The organism is Vibrio sp. B1Z05 (genome assembly GCF_052955985.1).
Map to the genome: position 1 here is coordinate 631,243 of NZ_CP130464.1, position 18,075 is coordinate 649,317.

Below are 18,075 nucleotides of genomic sequence, written 5' to 3' on the forward strand. Positions count from 1 at the left end.
TCTTAATCCTAAAAGGAATTGATGGCGACAGGATGAGAATTACCGATCTAAATTCACTGAATGTGTTTTTAACTTTGATGCAAACACACTCAACGCAACGCGCAGCCAAGAAGTTGGGGCGTTCTCAATCGTATATATCAAAGGTACTGGCACAACTTCGCGAAGAGCTTGATGACCCCTTGTTCACGCGCAGTGCCGAAGGGCTTTCTCCCACCTCTTACGCATTAAGTATTCAACCCAAGTTGCATCGCGCTATTGAACAATTGTCGCAATCACTAGAGCCCGAAACCTTTTGCCCCACCCATATTGATCGCATTGTGATTCACGGCCTAGAGCCACTCTTAATTCAATTTGGTAAAGCTATCATTGAAGCCATTCGCCAAGAAACTGACGCGATCATTGAAATCCGTAATTGGACAAAGTTGTCTGAAGGGATGATCTTAGATGAAGAGGTCGATTTAGGGCTGCACGTTTTAACCGATAAGCCTCAAAGCTTATATCAGAAAAAGCTCTACACCAGTTCAGGCATAGTCACCGGCAATGAAGACGGCGAATACATCAAATATATTGCACCGGGTGTCAACGAATATGAAAACCGTTTTCAAAGAGTCTTACCTGACGTGGAAGCCACCATTTTTGTCGATAACCATATGTTAATGACAAGTTTAATGGAGATTGCCTACACCATGCGTCTTGACAGTTACAGCGAAGATTCTGACCTTCCTGAACTTGGCATCGACATTGCCCTCATCCAAAAAACCTCTAAAAGAAAGTCACCTAAAAATCTATGGCTGGAAAAACTCATCACACGCTGTGTTCGAGAGCAGAATAATCATGACAAGTAATGATGAATGCTAAATAATGCAGCTTAAAAATAGTGATATGTAACACGTTACAAAATTCATCGGCAGTGATGATGGTCTAATAGTTTCAGAAGTCAACTCATGGGCTTCTACCAGAACTGATGGATCGCTAAACGAGTTATTGCGATTTTCAATGTTGCAGTTCTTCTTGCTACAACATACTAAATGATAGCTAACGCCTACTTAAACTATAAGTGACGTGTACAATATTTAAGTGCTAGCTAGTTCGGCACGCGCCCACTCTCGCAACTCAGATTTAAAGCGTGATTATGTAACAACCTTTTCTCGGATTCTATTCAGTGAATCAGTTACATGGTCAGGGTAATTACCCGTAAAATACTCAAATATTAATGGATTGCCAATGTAAAAATGAGAGCAAAACTCAACCCAGAAATTTACAGAAAACTCACCATTAAACTTAAATAATTTAATATTTTTTGCTTTAAGTGAGTTTAATGACTTACTGTCAAAGTTAAAGTCCATGTCAATTCTCTGATGGTATTCGTTGGGCAAGAAATGCTGAACAGCGCCGTCGAAATGTCTAAATGCTTTTTTATTAAGATCATATTCTGCATGAATATACCGGACAGGATGATAGGTTACACCATCTAGTTCAACTGTTACGTCTTCGTGTTTAAACTCTAAAGCCTGAAAGGTTCGAATATTACCTTTGCTACTCCATTTAACATCGAGAGAATAAGCATCGTTAAATATACTATTATTTAGCACTCTTTCTATATCAAGTGGTGGCCTTAATTTAGATATGCCGTCGGGAATGTTTTCTATATTTCTATCGAAAGGAGCTCCAAACCATGTGTCAGCCTCCATATAGAAAAATGATTCAGTATTGACCCTAACGTTATCAAAATCTAGCGCAATATAAGCATCAATGTTGTCGTCCTCTACTCGCCAAAATAGCTCTACAAATAAAGGAGCCCAGTTGTTTAAAAGAAACATCCCTCTTCTAAAGTATGGGTGAACCATTACTACAAAGTCATTCAATCCAATATAACCCGCCATTTGGTTTGAGGACTGCAACTTATCTTTAATAAAATTCCAAGAGACTAGCCCATCTTTATCCACTGGTAGATCAGGGTATATATCTTTAAGAATGTTTTTCCGTCGCGCTACGACACCTATTGTTTGAATATAATCGAAATCATCTTTAAGGACTGATATGTTGTGCTGTTCACAGTATAGCGAAAACTCTTGTATTCTTTGTCTATGCCTATCCAACTCAAACTCTTTTTCTTTTTGGGGTTGCTGAGAATTCATTTCTTTTTAATAAATTTCCATATTGATTACCACATAGCGACGGTGTACGCATAATCACAAAACATTTCTTATTAATCGACTTTCTCGTTTTCCTTCTAGCCTAACTTTCATTCAAACTACCATAAATCATTAAAAGATCATGCGTATACATCACATTTTCCAATCATCATTTAGGTAAAAACGAGCCTGCATACAATCACTTTCAACCATGCTCATTATCTTAAGTTAATGTTGCATTTAATCTTATATTAACAATCACTTACTCGATATCTCATCGACCAAACGAGGTTGAATTCTAAACAAACTATCTCATTTTAAAACATAAACGAGATCGAACTATTAAACCAACAAGCACCTATCTGACTAGAAAAAGTATCTCGAAGCTTTACTATGCCTGTTCTACTTTCTGCGTAAAATGCTCAAAAGCCGTAATCTTTGAATAACCCTCAGAAATATATAGCTTTCTAGCCGTTTCATTATCAACAGCAGTTGCTAGTTTAACTGTTAGAGCATTTGTTTCTAAAGCATACCTTTTTACATGCTGTAATAGTGCTTTGCCCACCCCCTTTTTTCTTGCTGGTTCAGCAACAAATAGATCATTTAAATACCACATGCGCTTCATTGCGACTGAAGAAAAAGATGGATAAAGTTGAACAAAACCTAACAGTTTATCTTGATGATCGATTGCTAGGAAAATGACTGAATCTGAACAATTTATTCTTTCTTCTATAAAAGCTCTAGAACCAGATAAGTTAGGCTCTTGACCATAAAACTGACGATATAAATCAAATAGTTGAGCTATATCTTCAAAATAAGATTTATCTACTTTTTCTATTTTCAAAATGACACTCCTTATCAATTTGTGAGGAAAAACTATTACACTAAAACGACTAACAGCCGCTTTTCCTCTTACATAATGACGTCTTTCATTTACTAGTTCAACGCATAATCAATGACTTAGTCACTATGTAAAGTAATTAGATTGCTAAAATAAGCATGATTTTTAGATGAGTTGAATTCGGATAGTTTACTGTCTAGCAAACTCACCTTAATAAGGTTTGAATCGATACTGTGGCAGATTTACAGCTTTTCCAAGATAAAATGTTGAGTCCACAACCGTGTAGGGCCAGAACATCACGCATAATAGAGCGTTTCCAGTTCTTATTTGAAATAGATTTATTGGAAGGATTAAACTTTTTTACAAACAAAAAAATGAAAGCCTGATGAGTCTCCTCATCAGGCTTTATCGTTCTACTCGCTAAAAATTATAAAGCGGCAGGCTTATGGATAGTGAAGGTAAAGAACTGGCTTGTACCATTGTCATTATCGCTCACTACGTAACCCGATGCTTGCTCGCTAGTTTGCTCAGCAACCGCAATAGATTCCGCTTTCGTGATCACTGGTTTGCCAGCATTTTGTATCAACTGGCTATATGGCGTAAGATCAAGACTCTCTTTATTGTTAAGTGCATCGATAGGTAGCACACCAACAAAACTGCCTTGGATCTCACCATCATTAACGCTACTTGAATTATTACCTTCAACCGAAGCTGTATAAATCAAGCTGTTACTACTTTGCCAAAAATCAGCACCAGATAAGCACGCTTGCACACCGTTGATGCTAGGCAATGTAATTTCCACAACATCCAACGAAGGAATATTATCGATCTTACCTTGCAGATAATTCAACATATCAGCAGTTTTCATTGTGAAGATTGCATTCTTACCTTCATTACCACGGTTGAAAATGTAAGTTTCATCTGCAGAATTCGCAATGCCTTCAATGTTTATTTTTTCTTCGTCTGTGAAACCCGCAGCACTGTGTAAATCAGTATAGAATTGAGACAGCGATAACTTGATGTTATCCCCGCCATCAGCTGGGATTAGATACGCATTTTCACGTAACACTTTTTTGCTGCCAGAACCAACCACAAAGTAATAAGGTTGATTGTTGTAATTTAGCAGCGTCATTGACTCGAAATCAGGTTTTGTTGCGTGAGCTACGCGATTGTCTTGATTGACTGGGAAGTTGTCGATAAGCGCTTTGCTATCAATAGAAAAGTCATCAGCCACATCAAATAACCATGGTGAGTCATCACCTGAAACAATAATTTTACTATTGTTTACCACCATTGCAGAACCAGAAGAGAGATTTGGGTTGATGGTGGAATTGCCGATCACAAAGTCAAATGACTCTGTTTGCGCTGGAGTTTGAGAGCAGCCACTAACAGCAATAGCAACAGCGCTTAGAAGGCTCGCTGCGACATAGTTTCTTGTTTTCATTTTATTGTTTACGTCCATGATATTTAAGAACTTTTAATATATACCCCACTAACAGCTCTTACAGTAATGGAAACAAAGATTGTGTAGATCACGACTTTTCAACGTTGGCGCTTAAGGTTTTTTCCTTGCTTAGTCGCACTACATATCAATGGGGTCAGGTCTTGAATTTTGCAAAGAAAAAAGATGTTTCCCACATTCCTATCATTAAAAAATGATAGGTCATACATGAGCTTGTGATAGCAAGCTTAGGGGCAATTTCGAGTGAGACTCTGACGACCAATCAGCAACGGATAATTTAGAATGACGCGAAAAATCATTCCAAATACTTGCGTTTGTAATAACATTTGGCAGAACACATTTACTACAGTTCCCTACACAAACAATGCAAATAGTCGCAAGTTATGGGAATCAGCACTTATTCATATGTACATATCGATGGGGTCAGGTCTTGAATTTTGCAAAGAGAAAAGATGTTTCCTGCATTCCTATCATTACAAATGATTGCCCATGTATAAGCTTGTGATAGCAAGTTTTAGCGCGGAAATTAATTTGCAAACATACCCCTCCCCACCAATCGGTAAAGAAAGCATAGATTCGATAAATCCATGCTTTCTTTCAGTGCATCTACTTAATCTTAGATACTAACCATTACAATGAGTGTTACACCTTTAGAGGTTCAACATGCGATGACCTGTTATTACATGGCTGACAAGTAGGCTTTATACGCCTTTAACCGCACGGTCGCAGCGCCAATGATATCCATAAAGCCAAGCATTGGGTGCGGTTTTTCCGCTGACACCCAGCCAGAGCCTGTCGAACCAATTGGAATGTTATACCCTTGCGGCTCTTCAAATTCGATGACAATGGTACGCCCGTGGGAATTCATATTGTTACCTACGTGCTGTCTAACATGTTGGCTACCCTGACGCACTTGCACTTGCGCTTCACCAGTGCCGGTAGTCACACTATGCACTCGTCCGCGGAAAATCTCCCCAGGATAAGCGTCCACATAGAACTCAGCAAACTGACCTTTTTTAATACCTCGATAAGTTTGATCTGGGATTCTCATCTCAACAAACTTTTTCTCGGTGGAATACAAATGCATGTTACCGGTGCGAGTACCGCTGGTAATGTTGGTGATCGACAACTGCCCATCAAATGGCGCACGTACTTCACGGCGCTCATGTTCCCATTTGGCGGTCGCCATTTGTGCTTCAATATTCATGATCTGCGCATGTGCGGCGGCGATGTTCGCTTCTGCGGTTTCGATGCGCGTGCGAGTGTCGTCTCTCTCCGACTCTTGCGCAAAATCTTTTAGCTTTTCTAAACGCTGCAGAGTTTTTCTATCGTTTTGTTGCTGGCGTCTCAAAGACAAAATTTCAGCTTCACTGGCCTTTTTCTGTGCCTGCAAGCTATCCATTTTGGATTCGGTATCTTCCGAGCGAAGGGTGTAAATAAGATCGCCCTTTTTCACCATCTGGTTATGAGTGACATACACCTCATCCACTTCTTGTCCAAGTAACGGGCTTAAGACCGCATGTGGCGCTTTCACCGTAGTACTATCGGTTAAATCTGCTGGTGACCAAAAACGGTGCGCAACAAATAACGCGGTGGCAATCAACATGCCTGTGCCCACCATTAAGGTGGCATTGCGTAACGTCCATTTAATAAAGCCTATCTTGACTAAAATCCAACATATAAGAATGTAAGGCAACATAATCTCTTTCATTGCTTACTCTCCTGACTTTTCATTTTGCATTGACGTTTGTGCTTGTGCTTGTGCTTGTGTTTGCATTGAAGTTTGCGCAGGCATGTTCTTTGAGCTAGCCGTGCCGTTACGAATAATTTTAGAAATGGATTCACCAATCACATCCCAACGGGTAAAGGCGATGATGACAGCTAATACCCACCACGCTTTATTGATGAACAAACCACAAAGAGAAAGAGCAAATACGATTTGAGTATGCGCACTCGACATATTCGAGGCTTTATGTACTGCAATTTCATGCAATTGCCACAATAAATACAGCACGTAAATGATCACAGAGACAGTGACGAAAAAGACAAATCCCATAAACACTTCTGAGTCTAATAATTTGACTATGTTTGGAAGCCCATTACTAAAATATTCTGCGGGTAAGTCCGTGCCATGAATGGCACCTAGATGAGACAAAGCAACCGACGCTCCGCCGATAACGGCAAACACCATAATGGCTTTAACAATATAAGTAACAACAGACAGAGCGCTCCTTGCGAGTTTTCTCCCAAGACCGTCACTGGTAGGAGGTAAGGATGCATCAGACATTGATTTTCGCTTCTTAGTTGTGAGTTCCCAGTCATCTTAATAGAAGGATTCAATGATTGTGGAATATGCCATATTCCTAAAAAGTGCTAGGCAAAAAAAATCCCTTACATAAGTAAGGGATTTGAATCTCTAAAACGAGTTTAAAACATGGTCAAAACATAGCTAAAACACAGTTAAAACATCGTTAAATCATAAACATAACCGCAAGTTGCGAGTGATGTTCTGATTAGTGAGTTACGTTAAGCTTGTAGAAAGTCGCTTGTGCGTAGTCGTCTGCATCGCCTGTTTTGTTTTGGTTGTAAACGCCCGCTTTAAAGTACATGTATTGACCGCCTTCACCGAAGCCACTCTCAGACATGTCGACTGTTTTAACAAGGTCTTTTTTACCATCACGCATGATAGTTACAGAAAGCTCGTTACCTTTAACTTGGATACGGTAGCTGAATTTCTCGTTAAGTTTGATACCGTCTGTAGGCTCTGTTGGTGTTGCATCTTGGTGCCAGTAATCAGGTAGTGAGTTACCGATGATGTTGTGCCAAGTTTCTTTACCAAACGCTTTACGTGGTTCGTGCGCAAAGTAGATAGAACCAGTTTCGTTTTGTGGCAATTTACGGTAGTACAAACGAATTGGTTCGTTGTTGTTTGAGTGGATTTGACCGATGATCACACGACCAACCTGCCAGTTTTTACCTGTAGTTGTTACGTGGTTAACGGCTAGAGTTGCTTCTAGAGTACCGTCAACACCGCCAGCTACTTTTTGGTCTGCTTGAGGAGCCGTTGAGAATACCCAGTTGTTACCGCCAACACCTTTCGTTTTGTATTGAGTGTTACCACGGCGAATCATTTCACGTAATTCTGAACGAGTATAAGTAGTGTTTTTAGATGTTTTAGCACCTTTTACTGGCGCTTTAAATACCATGCCACCATCTTCTGCCAAGTAGAAGTAATTCGCATCAGAGTAACCTGCTGCTAATTCTTTTTCTTTAATTTGGTCAGATTTGCCATCGCCATCAGAATCGATAGGCACACTTACTGTCCAACCTAGTAGGTCAAAGTTGTCTGAAGGCGCTTTAGTTTTTGGCGCATTGTTAGGCGCTACATTTGAACATGCAGTCATTGTCAGCGCAGCGACTAAGGCAACAGCACCGAAAACCGCTTTCTTGCCTTTAGAAGTACCCAATGTTTTTAAACTCATCATTGTATTTACACTCTATGTAATATTGTATTACCAAGAATGTTACCACTGATGTCAGGCTATGACCTCTTGTAAATCTGTGATTTGGATCATATTTTGAAGAGTAAAGCTAGCTATCAAACCCATATACATTCAAGTTTTAAATATTTACATTTCAATAAATAAGTAATTTGTATGATTAATATGCACATGCGTTATTTCATCGATTTACTCAATATTCGACATATTTAACGTTAAATGTGTTCCAAGGGCTATAAATTAGCCAATATATTGTCGGCTTTGATTATACTATTTAGTTTCTTAGGATCGGGACTGGATATAAAAATACAACAGCAATAAAAATCGCTATAATACCCGTCATCAACATCATGCTTATCAAGGGCTTTTATGACACAGTCAAACACACCTAATGTTCCAAATGATCCATCAGAACGTTTTAATCTTTTTTTTAAAGCGGCTGCAACCGATAAAAAAATCTGGTTGCTAATTGATGAGCACGGTAGCGTGATGCTCAATACCGAAGATGAGGAATGTGTTCCTGTCTGGCCATCCGAAGAGCATGCATTGATGTGGGCTACTGGTGAATGGGAAGGTTTCACCGCCGAGCCTATCTCTATTGCCAAATGGAAAAGCCGTTGGACGCATGGCTTAGAAGATGACGAGCTTTCGTTGGTGGTTTTTCCTGATCAAGACGGCGAAGGTATTGTGCTCTACCCAGATGAATTTGAAATGGAATTGACTAAACGCGAAGCTAAACTTAAAAAATAACCTCGCCTTTCCTCTTATACTAATACAACATCATTCTATAAATGCGCTTCATTATTAATAATGAGGCGCATTTTTATTTGTTTCTTTCTTGCATCACGATCGCATTTTTAATAACAACTGCATGCATGAGCTCACAGTTTCTATGACACCAATTTGACATAAAATATGACAAATCCGATGCTTTGCTTTTAATATTTTAATTAATTCAAAGTAATAATGATTAAAACACTCTTAGTTTTAGCCTTAGCCGCAATCATTAGCGGATGTGGCAGCAGTGACGATTCTTCTCAACCACCCGCTGTGGACCCAAACCCTCCCGGTGACGTTGATCCGACCCCACCAGATTCAGATGATGGTGATGATAACGACGACAATGATAATGACGACGGCAACGGCGGAGATAACGGCGGTGATAACGACAACGGAAGTGGCGACGAGGGCGATGATGACAGCAGTGACGATCATATCGCGCCCTATGACCTCACCAAATTCCAACCAATCCTGTCTAACTCAGATCTGCAAATGTCCGATCCTAAAGGCGCCGAATCTAATAAAGAGAGCATTATAAAAGACGGTAACTTCCACGGTTACTTTGACGACTATTTTTACGCAGAGCAAAGCTCGCAAAATTTAGTATTCAAAATGTCTAATTACCTCATGCGCAGTGAAGTTCGCGAGCTAGAAAATTTTGACGTTGATGCCGAGGGCATTAAACGCACTTTATATGCAGAAGTCAGCCTTCCTAATATAGAGCAAGCCATGTCTAACTCTTCTTCAAGCAGAGACCAAATGACATTCTTGCAAATCCATAACAAAGGCACCGCAAGTGATGGCACAGGCTACATCCCTCACCCATTGCTAAGAGTGGTGTACGAAACCGAACGTGATGGTAACTATGGCCATTATTGGGCGGTCATCAAAAATAACGCTGTTGATTGTAAAGGCGACGCTGCGATACCAGATGACGCTCGCTGTGATGATGCTTATGATCATATCGATCTCGGTGAAGCCAATACCGACCAATTTACCGAATTCCAATTGGCGATACAAAGCAGTCGTCTTTCTATTCGAGTAAATGGTATTGAAAAAGCGGATCTGGATATCGACTACTGGGCGCACTTACTAAGCTACTTTAAAGCCGGCGTTTATAACCAGTTTGAAAACGGTGAATCTGAAGCTCACTTTAAATCTCTAAAAGTCATTGAACAGCAAGTGGATACCGACACCGAGACCACTTACCAATGGAACATCGACGAATGGAAAATCACCATTCCTGCCAGTAAAGACGATTGGTACGGCGAAGGTGGCAGTAGCGCAGCAGAACTGTTCCCTGCCCGTTGTGGTTATTCTGACCGAGATGAACTGGCTAACGATGAAGACATTTATCACGCCGATCAGGACATGACCTACTTCTCCGTGGAAAACGGTCGCATGCACTTTCGAGCAGATATGGGCTACGGTTCAACAACAGAAAACTCAAGCTACATTCGCTCTGAATTACGTGAGCTTTATATGAGTGATGAAGACACCACTTGTAGCAGCAGTAATGAAGATTCGAGCTGGTATCTTGACGATGACAGAACTGGCGCATCTACGCACACGCTTAAAGCACTATTAAGAGTTGAAGAGCATCCTGATCTAAGCCAACCAAAAGTTATTCTAGGGCAAATTCACGGCTGGAAAATCAGTCAAGCCTTAGTCAAATTATTGTGGGAAGGTGACAATCGACCAGTGCGAGTCATTTTAAATGATGACTATGAAACAAATAACTCAAGCTGCGGTCACTGTGAACCGTTTAGCGTTGATCTGGGCACATATAAAGCAGGAGAAGAATGGGGTTACACCATTCGCGCCAATCAAGAAGGTATCTATCTTGCAACCTATGATGCAGATGGCGGCAATTTGAAGTCGCATACCATCCCTTGGGGCGAAGAGTATGTTGATAATGACGGTGATAAAGTGGTTTTGTCTGCGGATTGGGCATCTCCAGATATCGCTTTTTACTTCAAAGCTGGCATATACCCGCAATTTTCACCTAATTATTCTGGTGAAATTTTCGACGTTAGCTTTAGTTACTTAGACATAGATCACTATTAGAAACACTCAAGTCGATCTTGATCGCACTTATTAATACATCTTTACATTTGTATTATTAAATTATGTATTATTTACAACACAGAACGAATGACGAACATCGTTCTATCTAGATTTAAAAGATATAGAAATCATCAAGTCGTATTTTCTATATCAAAAACAAATGCAGTTAGTAACTGTTTTATATTACAAATAATATCGTTGGTTTATACAACATTAGGTGAATGGTAAATGAAACATATATATCTAAAAAGCTTGTTAGCAACTTCTGTCTTATTAGCAGTAGGCTGTACTTCAGCACCTTCAGCTCCAAAATTTGACAACAACAAAGAGACAGGCGTAGCACTTCTTACTCCAGTTGCTATCACAGCAAGTAGCCACGATGGTAACGGTCCTGACCGTTTATTCGACCAAGACTTAACTACTCGTTGGTCTTCAGCTGGTGACGGCGAGTCAGCAACATTAGACTACGGTTCAGTTCACGAATTTGACGCAGTTCAAGCGGCATTCAGTAAAGGTAATGAGCGTCAAACTCGCTTTGATATCCAAGTATCTGTTGACGGTGAAAACTGGACAACTGTACTAAAAGACCAAATCAGTTCTGGTCAAGCAATTGGTTTAGAGCGCTTCCAGTTCGCACCAGCTGTTAAAGCACGTTACGTAAAATACGTAGGTCACGGTAACACTAAAAACGGTTGGAACAGTGTAACTGAACTAGCTGCTGTTAACTGTAACATCAACGCATGTCCTGCTAACCAAATCATTACTCCAGCAGTTGTTGCTGCAGAGAAGTCAATGATTGCTGAAATGAAAGCAGCAGAGAAAGCACGTAAAGAAGCACGTAAAGACCTTCGTAAAGGTAACTTCGGCGAAAAAGCAGTTTACCCTTGTGAAACTACAGTAACATGTCTACGTACTGAGCTTCCTCCAACACCTGCTCTACCAGCAACACCTCTAGCAGGTAATGCACCAAGTGAAAACTTTGACATGTCGTACTGGTACCTATCTCAACCATTCGACCATGACAAAAACGGCAAACCTGATGATGTTTCTGAGTGGGACCTAGCAAACGGTTACCAACACCCAGAAGTATTCTACACAGCTGACGACGGCGGCATGGTATTCCGCGCTTACGTTAAAGGTGTTCGTACTTCAGAAAACACTAAATACGCTCGTACTGAGCTACGTGAAATGCTACGTCGTGGTGACAAATCTATCCGTACTCAAGGCGTGAACAAAAACAACTGGGTATTCTCAAGTGCTCCAGAAGCTGACCTAAAAGCAGCTGGCGGCATCGATGGTGTTCTAAACGCAACACTGAAAATCGACCACGCTACTACTACTGGTAATGCTAACGAAGTAGGTCGCTTTATCATTGGTCAAATCCACGATAAAAACGATGAGCCAATTCGTCTTTACTACCGTAAACTTCCAAACCAAGCAACTGGTGCGGTTTACTTTGCTCACGAAAGCCAAGGCGCAACTAAAGAAGATTTCTACCCTCTAGTGGGTGATATGACTGCTGAAGTTGGTGATACTGGTATTGCTCTAGGTGAAGTGTTCAGCTACCAAATCAAAGTTGTGGGTAACACTATGACTGTTACTCTATCTCGTGAAGGCCATGACGACGTAGTTCAAGTTGTTGACATGACTAACAGTGGTTACGACGAAGGCGGCCGTTACATGTACTTCAAAGCCGGTGTTTACAACCAAAACATCAGCGGCGACCTAGATGATTACGCTCAAGCTACTTTCTACAAACTTGACGCATCTCACGACCAATACAAAGCTAAATAATATTTATCTTCGTATAATCTGAAATATTAATGCCGCTCACAATGTGAGCGGCATTTTTTTATTCTATCCACACTAAATAATATACAAGCCCTTTCACGGTCCAAGGTTTAATAATAAAACCTCAAATCACAGATAACTATCTGTGTGGTTATATACAGGAATCGATATTCATATTTCATTGGCTATTTACGTATTATATTTCTTACAATTAACCGTGATAACAGCCATATTATATCTCAATCCCAATATGGCGGATTTCCATAAAACTGAGCAATATAATCAATAAACACGCGCACTTTGGGAGCTAATTGTTTTGAACTGGGGTAAACAACCCAAATGGCAGAGTCATCCACTAATGGATAATCCGCTAACACTTGCACTAGACGCCCATCATTTAAATGTTCATACGCAATCCAAGTGGCGCACATGGCAATCCCCATGCCATTTACCGCAGCATCACGCACCGCTTCCCCATGATCCACCTTGATTTTTCCTTTTACTTTGACGCTAACAGGACCATCGCTTTGTTGAAAAACCCAAGATTCTAGCCCTGCATGATTGATGCACATATGTTGGTATAGATCGGATGGCGTTTGTGGCGTGCCATGTTCAGCAATATAGTCAGGAGATGCGCACATAATGCGTTTGTCGGTGGCGATTTTTTTCGCTATCAATGTTGAGTCTTTCAATTCGGCATTGCGAATGGCTAAATCAAAGCCTCCATCAATGAGATCAATCATGGAATCCGTTAAACGAATATCAACTGATAAGTCAGGATACTGTGCTAAAAAACCTTTTAACGGCGAAATTAAGTGCATTCGGCCAAAAGACGCAGGAGCTGTAATCCTCAATGTGCCTTTTGGGCACACCTTGCCTGAGCCAACCGTCGCTTGCGCCGCATCGACATTGTCGATAATTTCTTGAGCATAAGGCAGTAAGGTTTGCCCTTCTTCGGTTAAAGAAACTTTACGAGTTGTACGATGAATTAAACGAGCGCCCATGCTTTGTTCAAGTTTACTAATGTGCATACTGGCAACAGGTGCGGATAAGCCCAACTCCTTACCTGCAAGACTGATGTTGTGAGTAGAGGCGATCCGCACGAACAATCTCAGATGATCGATATTCATTTAAGCTAATCTCTTAATTTCAATTTATTATTAGCAGTATAGTGATGAATACTAGTGATAAGCACCCTTAGGCGCAAATCAGTTTTAAGTTTTTATTAATAATCAAAAGCACCTATTGTTTAGTATGATTAAAACTTAACACACCCTAATTTGCGGAGAGTCGCTCATGAAAAAAACCATTCTAATAACAGGTTCAACCGATGGCATTGGCTTTGAAACGGCTAAAAAGCTGGTGGCGGATGGACACAATGTGTTGATTCATGGTCGTAACAAGCAAAAACTGGCTAAAGTACAAGCAGCATTATCTGAACTATCGGAAACTGGCAGTATTGAAAGTTATCTTGGCGATCTTTCTAATCTCGAAGACACAAAGGCGCTCGCAAACGCCATTAAGCAAAAACATCAACATCTGGACGTACTCATCAACAACGCTGGCGTTTATAACGTACCAACAATTACCACTTCAGAAAATTTAGACACTCGTTTTGTGGTAAATACCATAGCGCCATACCTATTAACTCAATCACTTTTGAACCTATTTGACCCAACAGGGCGCATCGTAAACCTCTCTTCTGCCGCGCAAGCACCGGTTAATCTAAACGCTTTAGTCAGTGCTGACGCACACGAAAGCGATGGTGCTGTATACGCTCAAAGCAAATTAGCCATTACTATGTGGTCTGCTGATCTTGCGCTTAAATTAAAAGAGCGTGGGCCTAGCGTTGTCGCAGTCAATCCAGCCTCATTTCTTGGCAGTAAATTGGTAAAAGAAGCGTATGGCGTTACGGGCAATGACCTGAGTATTGGCGCAGATATTTTGTATCGCGCAGCTCTATCAGAGGAGTTTGCTAACGCATCAGGTTTGTATTTTGACAATGATATTGGTCGCTTCGCATCGCCTCATCCACATGCCAGTGATACTCAAAAAAATGCACAATTGGTCGCGGTAATTAAAAAACTATTAACCGATAAATTAAAGTAATCTCCTACTCTTATTACAAAAACAACGAGCCTAGCTTTGCCCCGCACCTTTGCCCTGTATAGCTAGGCTTTTTCTATCCACTGCATCATTAATAAACCTTATTATTAATAAATTCTTAATTCTGATTAAGGATAAATCGCCATTATCAATCTCATGCCACACAGTTAAGCTTACCCACCTCAACAATCACTAAAATCTAAAAAGGCTTAACATGCATTACGAAGGTAAAATCTATCGCCCTTGGATGGAAGCTGACAGTATTCTCATTCAAACCACCCTAGGTTGCAGCAATAATCAATGCACCTTTTGCACTATGTTCGATGACAAAAGATTCAAAGTTCGTGAACTTGACGACATATTCAAAGACATTGCCGAAGCTCGTCGCCTGTACCCTAAAGTGGAATCCATCTTTCTAATTGATGGTAATGTCATGGCAATGCGCACCGAAAAGTTAATCGCGATTCTCGATCAAATAAAAGTGACTTTTCCTGAGCTTAAAAACTTGGCTCTGTATTCGGGATTCAATGACTTCCGCCGCAAGAGTATTTCTGAATTAAAAGAGATCCGCTCTGCCGGATTAACTACCGCCTACTCTGGCCTTGAGTCGGGTGACCCTATTGTGCTGGAACGCATTAAAAAAGGAATGACCCGTGAACATGCGATTAAAGGCATGGAAATGGCAAGAGAAGCAGATATCAAAGTATTAGCGTCATTCATTTTTGGTCTAGGTGGCCGTGAGCGTTCAAAAGAACATGCGATCAACACCACCAGCTTACTGAACATCATGCGCCCTGATGCGATTGCACCTATGGCGCTGGCCATTCAACCGGGCAGTGAATTAGAGCAAGAACTGCATAATGGGCAATTTAGTCTACCCAGCCCATTACAAATTTTGGAAGAAGAAAAATACCTATTGGAAAATATGGATGATTTCCCTTGTTTCTATTGGGGCGATCACGGCAACAATATCGCTAGCATGCGTGGTGAGTGGCCTGCCGCCCGCCAACCGTTTTTGGAGCATATTAACAAGCACATTAGCTTAAACCCGATGACCAAGAAAAACGTCATTGAGACCTATGCTTGGTAACATGCTTTAGTAAACGAAAGCAATAAACAAAAACCGCTTTAACACTACAAAGCGGTTTTGTTTTCACGCTCAACTTACGAATAATCTATCCGCGCGTATCTGTATAAGTAATAGCAGTGCGGGTTTCTAGCACTCGAAGCTCATCCCCTACTTCAATCACACCCTCATTGAGTGCAATCAAATTCATGCCAAAGAAAATCGCCCCTTTTTCGTCGGCTCTAAATTTAGCTAAGGTTGCAGTGGGCTCTTTGGCAGCCATTTTTTCGCCTGTCTTTGGATCAACTGAGGTTAATACACAGCGCTGACATGCCTTGCCTACTTTAAATTCTACCTCGCCAATGGCGATTTTTTCCCAGCTGTCTTCGGCAAAAGGTGGTACACCCTCTATCACCAAGTTGGTGCGAAACTGCGACATTGATTGTGGATGTGAAGCACTGCGGTTTAACTCATCCAGAGAACCTTGAGAGATCACCAATAACGGATAGCCGTCGGCAAAGCTGACTTTAGTTGCCAGTTTTTCACGATAGCGATTAGATTCTTCACCGCAATACAATAGCAATGCTGGCGTACCTAATACGTTACTAAACCACTGGTTAGCGGTGTCTGTGGTGGTATAAGCGAAAAAGCGATCGCTCCAGATTTTACATTCGAACTCGTTACGTTCCAGATCTGATATAGACAAATGCAGGTCTTGTGCATTGGGAGCACTCAGCAAAATACCATCTGGCAGTAGCGTGCTTTTAATCGTCACCATCTTAGGGTACTTACGTGCGGTAATCATGCGACCCGCCGTATCAGTCACCACAAAACGACGGTCAAAACTGATTCCTTCTAAACCAACATAAGCTCTGGATTGTGCAATGCCAGATGTTGATTTTACCGGAAATATATTAATACCCGATAATTGAGCTAAATCCTTCACTTTATACCTCTAACTCTCTCAATGTTAATGCAATCTTATTGCATTTTCGCTATCATTTGCCCGCATTTAAGTAATCGTTTGCTTGGCGTGATAACCATACCACATTCTCGGTTTCTTCTTATACCAATCACACTAAGTAAGTGATCAGAGCTAGCGCAGGAAAAATGCTCGAGAACAAGGCAGAATTTTCGATAAGTAGTTATTCTACAATCAAAAATTCTAACGCCGTTATCGAGCATTTTAACAAGCTAGAATGACCAGTTATTTAGTACGATTGGTATTACACCTTTAGACTTTTTTGGCGGGAGCACAACTATGACCAACTTAACCATTACACGCCCAGATGATTGGCATGTACACCTTCGTGATGGTGATGTACTAAAAGATACAGTAAAAGACATTAGTCGCTACAATGGTCGCGCTTTAGTTATGCCAAATACCGTTCCGCCAACGATCAACACCGAACAAGCTATCGCTTACCTTGAGCGTATCAATGCACATAATCATAGCGATACTTTTAAGCCGTTAATGTCGCTTTATTTGACAGACAACACCAGCAAAGAAGATATCCAACAAGCAAAAGCATCAGGTCAAGTTGTTGCATGTAAATTGTACCCGGCAGGTGCAACCACTAACTCGGATTCTGGCGTAACTGACGCTAAGAAAATCTACCCTGTGTTAGAAGAGATGGAAAAACAAGGTATCCTACTGCTGATTCACGGTGAAGTGACTACGCACGATGTTGATATCTTTGACCGCGAAAAACAGTTCTTAGACACAGTATTAGCGCCTATCGTCAACGATTTCCCTAATCTAAAAATTGTCGTTGAGCACATTACGACTGCTGACGCGGTTGAGTTTGTACAAAATGCCAATGACAACGTTGCCGCAACCATTACTGCGCACCACTTGATGTATAACCGTAACCACATGTTAGTGGGAGGCATTCGTCCGCACTTCTACTGCTTGCCAATTCTAAAGCGCAACAGCCATCAAAAAGCATTAGTTGCTGCAGCAACCAGCGGTAGTAAGAAATTCTTCCTTGGTACGGACTCTGCGCCACACGCTAAAGGTCGCAAAGAAACCGCTTGTGGTTGTGCGGGTTCATACACAGCCCACGCATCATTAGAACTTTACGCAGAAGTATTTGAAGCCGAAGGCAAACTAGAGCACCTAGAAGCATTTGCTAGCCATAATGGCCCTGACTTCTACAATCTGCCACGCAACAGCGATACCGTGACTTTAGTAAAAGAAGAGTGGGCAGTAGCCGAAACTATGCCATTTGGTAGCGACATCGTCGTGCCAATTAAAGGCGGTGAAACCATCTCTTGGAAAGTAGAAGCTTAATTAACTAGTAGCTAGTTAATTACAAAGGGTTGCT

15 protein-coding genes are annotated in these 18,075 nt (G+C 41.0%); 7 read left to right on the forward strand and 8 right to left on the reverse strand.

Going from position 1 to position 18,075, the window contains the following annotated elements:
* Window positions 1-32 precede the first annotated feature (32 nt).
* Complete coding sequence (locus QV280_RS15715; RefSeq protein WP_152819995.1) at window positions 33-845, forward strand: LysR family transcriptional regulator; 813 nt, start codon at window positions 33-35, stop codon at window positions 843-845.
* 285 nt (window positions 846-1,130) lie between these two features.
* On the opposite strand, the gene QV280_RS15720 is transcribed toward QV280_RS15715, so the two are convergent.
* The 6 genes from QV280_RS15720 to QV280_RS15745 all read right to left on the reverse strand — a co-directional run bounded on the left by QV280_RS15720 (window position 1,131) and on the right by QV280_RS15745 (window position 7,923).
* Window positions 1,131-2,138 (reverse strand): hypothetical protein, encoded by a 1,008-nt coding sequence (locus tag QV280_RS15720; RefSeq protein WP_152819996.1) that lies wholly within the window; start codon window positions 2,136-2,138, stop codon window positions 1,131-1,133.
* A 388-nt stretch (window positions 2,139-2,526) separates the two neighbouring features.
* Entirely contained in the window at window positions 2,527-2,979 is a 453-nt protein-coding gene (locus QV280_RS15725) for a GNAT family N-acetyltransferase (protein WP_023403964.1), read from the reverse strand.
* Window positions 2,980-3,403: 424 nt separating this feature from the next.
* Complete coding sequence (locus tag QV280_RS15730) at window positions 3,404-4,420, reverse strand: DUF6929 family protein (RefSeq protein WP_152819997.1); 1,017 nt, start codon at window positions 4,418-4,420, stop codon at window positions 3,404-3,406.
* 697 nt (window positions 4,421-5,117) lie between these two features.
* Entirely contained in the window at window positions 5,118-6,149 is a 1,032-nt protein-coding gene (locus tag QV280_RS15735; protein ID WP_152819998.1) for an HlyD family secretion protein, read from the reverse strand.
* Between the two features lie 3 nt (window positions 6,150-6,152).
* Complete coding sequence (locus QV280_RS15740) at window positions 6,153-6,725, reverse strand: magnesium transporter (protein WP_253912526.1); 573 nt, start codon at window positions 6,723-6,725, stop codon at window positions 6,153-6,155.
* 226 nt (window positions 6,726-6,951) lie between these two features.
* Window positions 6,952-7,923: a polysaccharide lyase family 7 protein gene (locus tag QV280_RS15745; protein WP_023403960.1), complete on the reverse strand. Its 972-nt coding sequence runs from the start codon at window positions 7,921-7,923 to the stop codon at window positions 6,952-6,954.
* A 384-nt stretch (window positions 7,924-8,307) separates the two neighbouring features.
* On the opposite strand from QV280_RS15745, the gene QV280_RS15750 reads away from it, so the two are divergent.
* The 3 genes from QV280_RS15750 (at window position 8,308) to QV280_RS15760 (ending at window position 12,579) form a co-directional block, all read left to right on the forward strand.
* Window positions 8,308-8,688 carry a DUF2750 domain-containing protein gene (locus tag QV280_RS15750; RefSeq protein WP_152819999.1) on the forward strand — a complete coding sequence of 127 codons (381 nt, stop codon included), beginning with the start codon at window positions 8,308-8,310 and terminating at the stop codon, window positions 8,686-8,688.
* Window positions 8,689-8,904: 216 nt separating this feature from the next.
* On the forward strand, window positions 8,905-10,785 hold the full coding sequence (locus QV280_RS15755; protein WP_152820000.1) for a polysaccharide lyase family 7 protein: 1,881 nt from the start codon (window positions 8,905-8,907) through the stop codon (window positions 10,783-10,785).
* A 228-nt stretch (window positions 10,786-11,013) separates the two neighbouring features.
* Window positions 11,014-12,579, forward strand: coding sequence for a polysaccharide lyase family 7 protein (locus QV280_RS15760; RefSeq protein WP_023403957.1), 1,566 nt, complete (start codon window positions 11,014-11,016; stop codon window positions 12,577-12,579).
* Window positions 12,580-12,815: 236 nt separating this feature from the next.
* On the opposite strand, the gene QV280_RS15765 is transcribed toward QV280_RS15760, so the two are convergent.
* Window positions 12,816-13,706 (reverse strand): LysR family transcriptional regulator, encoded by an 891-nt coding sequence (locus QV280_RS15765; protein ID WP_152820001.1) that lies wholly within the window; start codon window positions 13,704-13,706, stop codon window positions 12,816-12,818.
* A gap of 166 nt (window positions 13,707-13,872) precedes the next feature.
* Between QV280_RS15765 and QV280_RS15770 the strand changes: the two genes are divergently transcribed.
* Both QV280_RS15770 and QV280_RS15775 read left to right on the forward strand, forming a co-directional pair.
* A complete protein-coding gene (locus QV280_RS15770) occupies window positions 13,873-14,685 on the forward strand; it encodes an SDR family NAD(P)-dependent oxidoreductase (RefSeq protein ID WP_152820002.1) in 813 nt (270 codons plus the stop codon).
* A 211-nt stretch (window positions 14,686-14,896) separates the two neighbouring features.
* Window positions 14,897-15,772, forward strand: coding sequence for a radical SAM protein (locus QV280_RS15775; RefSeq protein WP_152820003.1), 876 nt, complete (start codon window positions 14,897-14,899; stop codon window positions 15,770-15,772).
* An 85-nt stretch (window positions 15,773-15,857) separates the two neighbouring features.
* Here QV280_RS15775 and QV280_RS15780 read toward each other — a convergent pair whose 3' ends face one another.
* Window positions 15,858-16,694, reverse strand: a complete 837-nt coding sequence (locus tag QV280_RS15780) for an MOSC domain-containing protein (protein ID WP_367869546.1) — start codon at window positions 16,692-16,694, stop codon at window positions 15,858-15,860.
* A 315-nt stretch (window positions 16,695-17,009) separates the two neighbouring features.
* Between QV280_RS15780 and pyrC the strand changes: the two genes are divergently transcribed.
* Window positions 17,010-18,041, forward strand: coding sequence for a dihydroorotase (gene pyrC / locus QV280_RS15785; RefSeq protein WP_152820004.1), 1,032 nt, complete (start codon window positions 17,010-17,012; stop codon window positions 18,039-18,041).
* Window positions 18,042-18,075 lie beyond the last annotated feature (34 nt).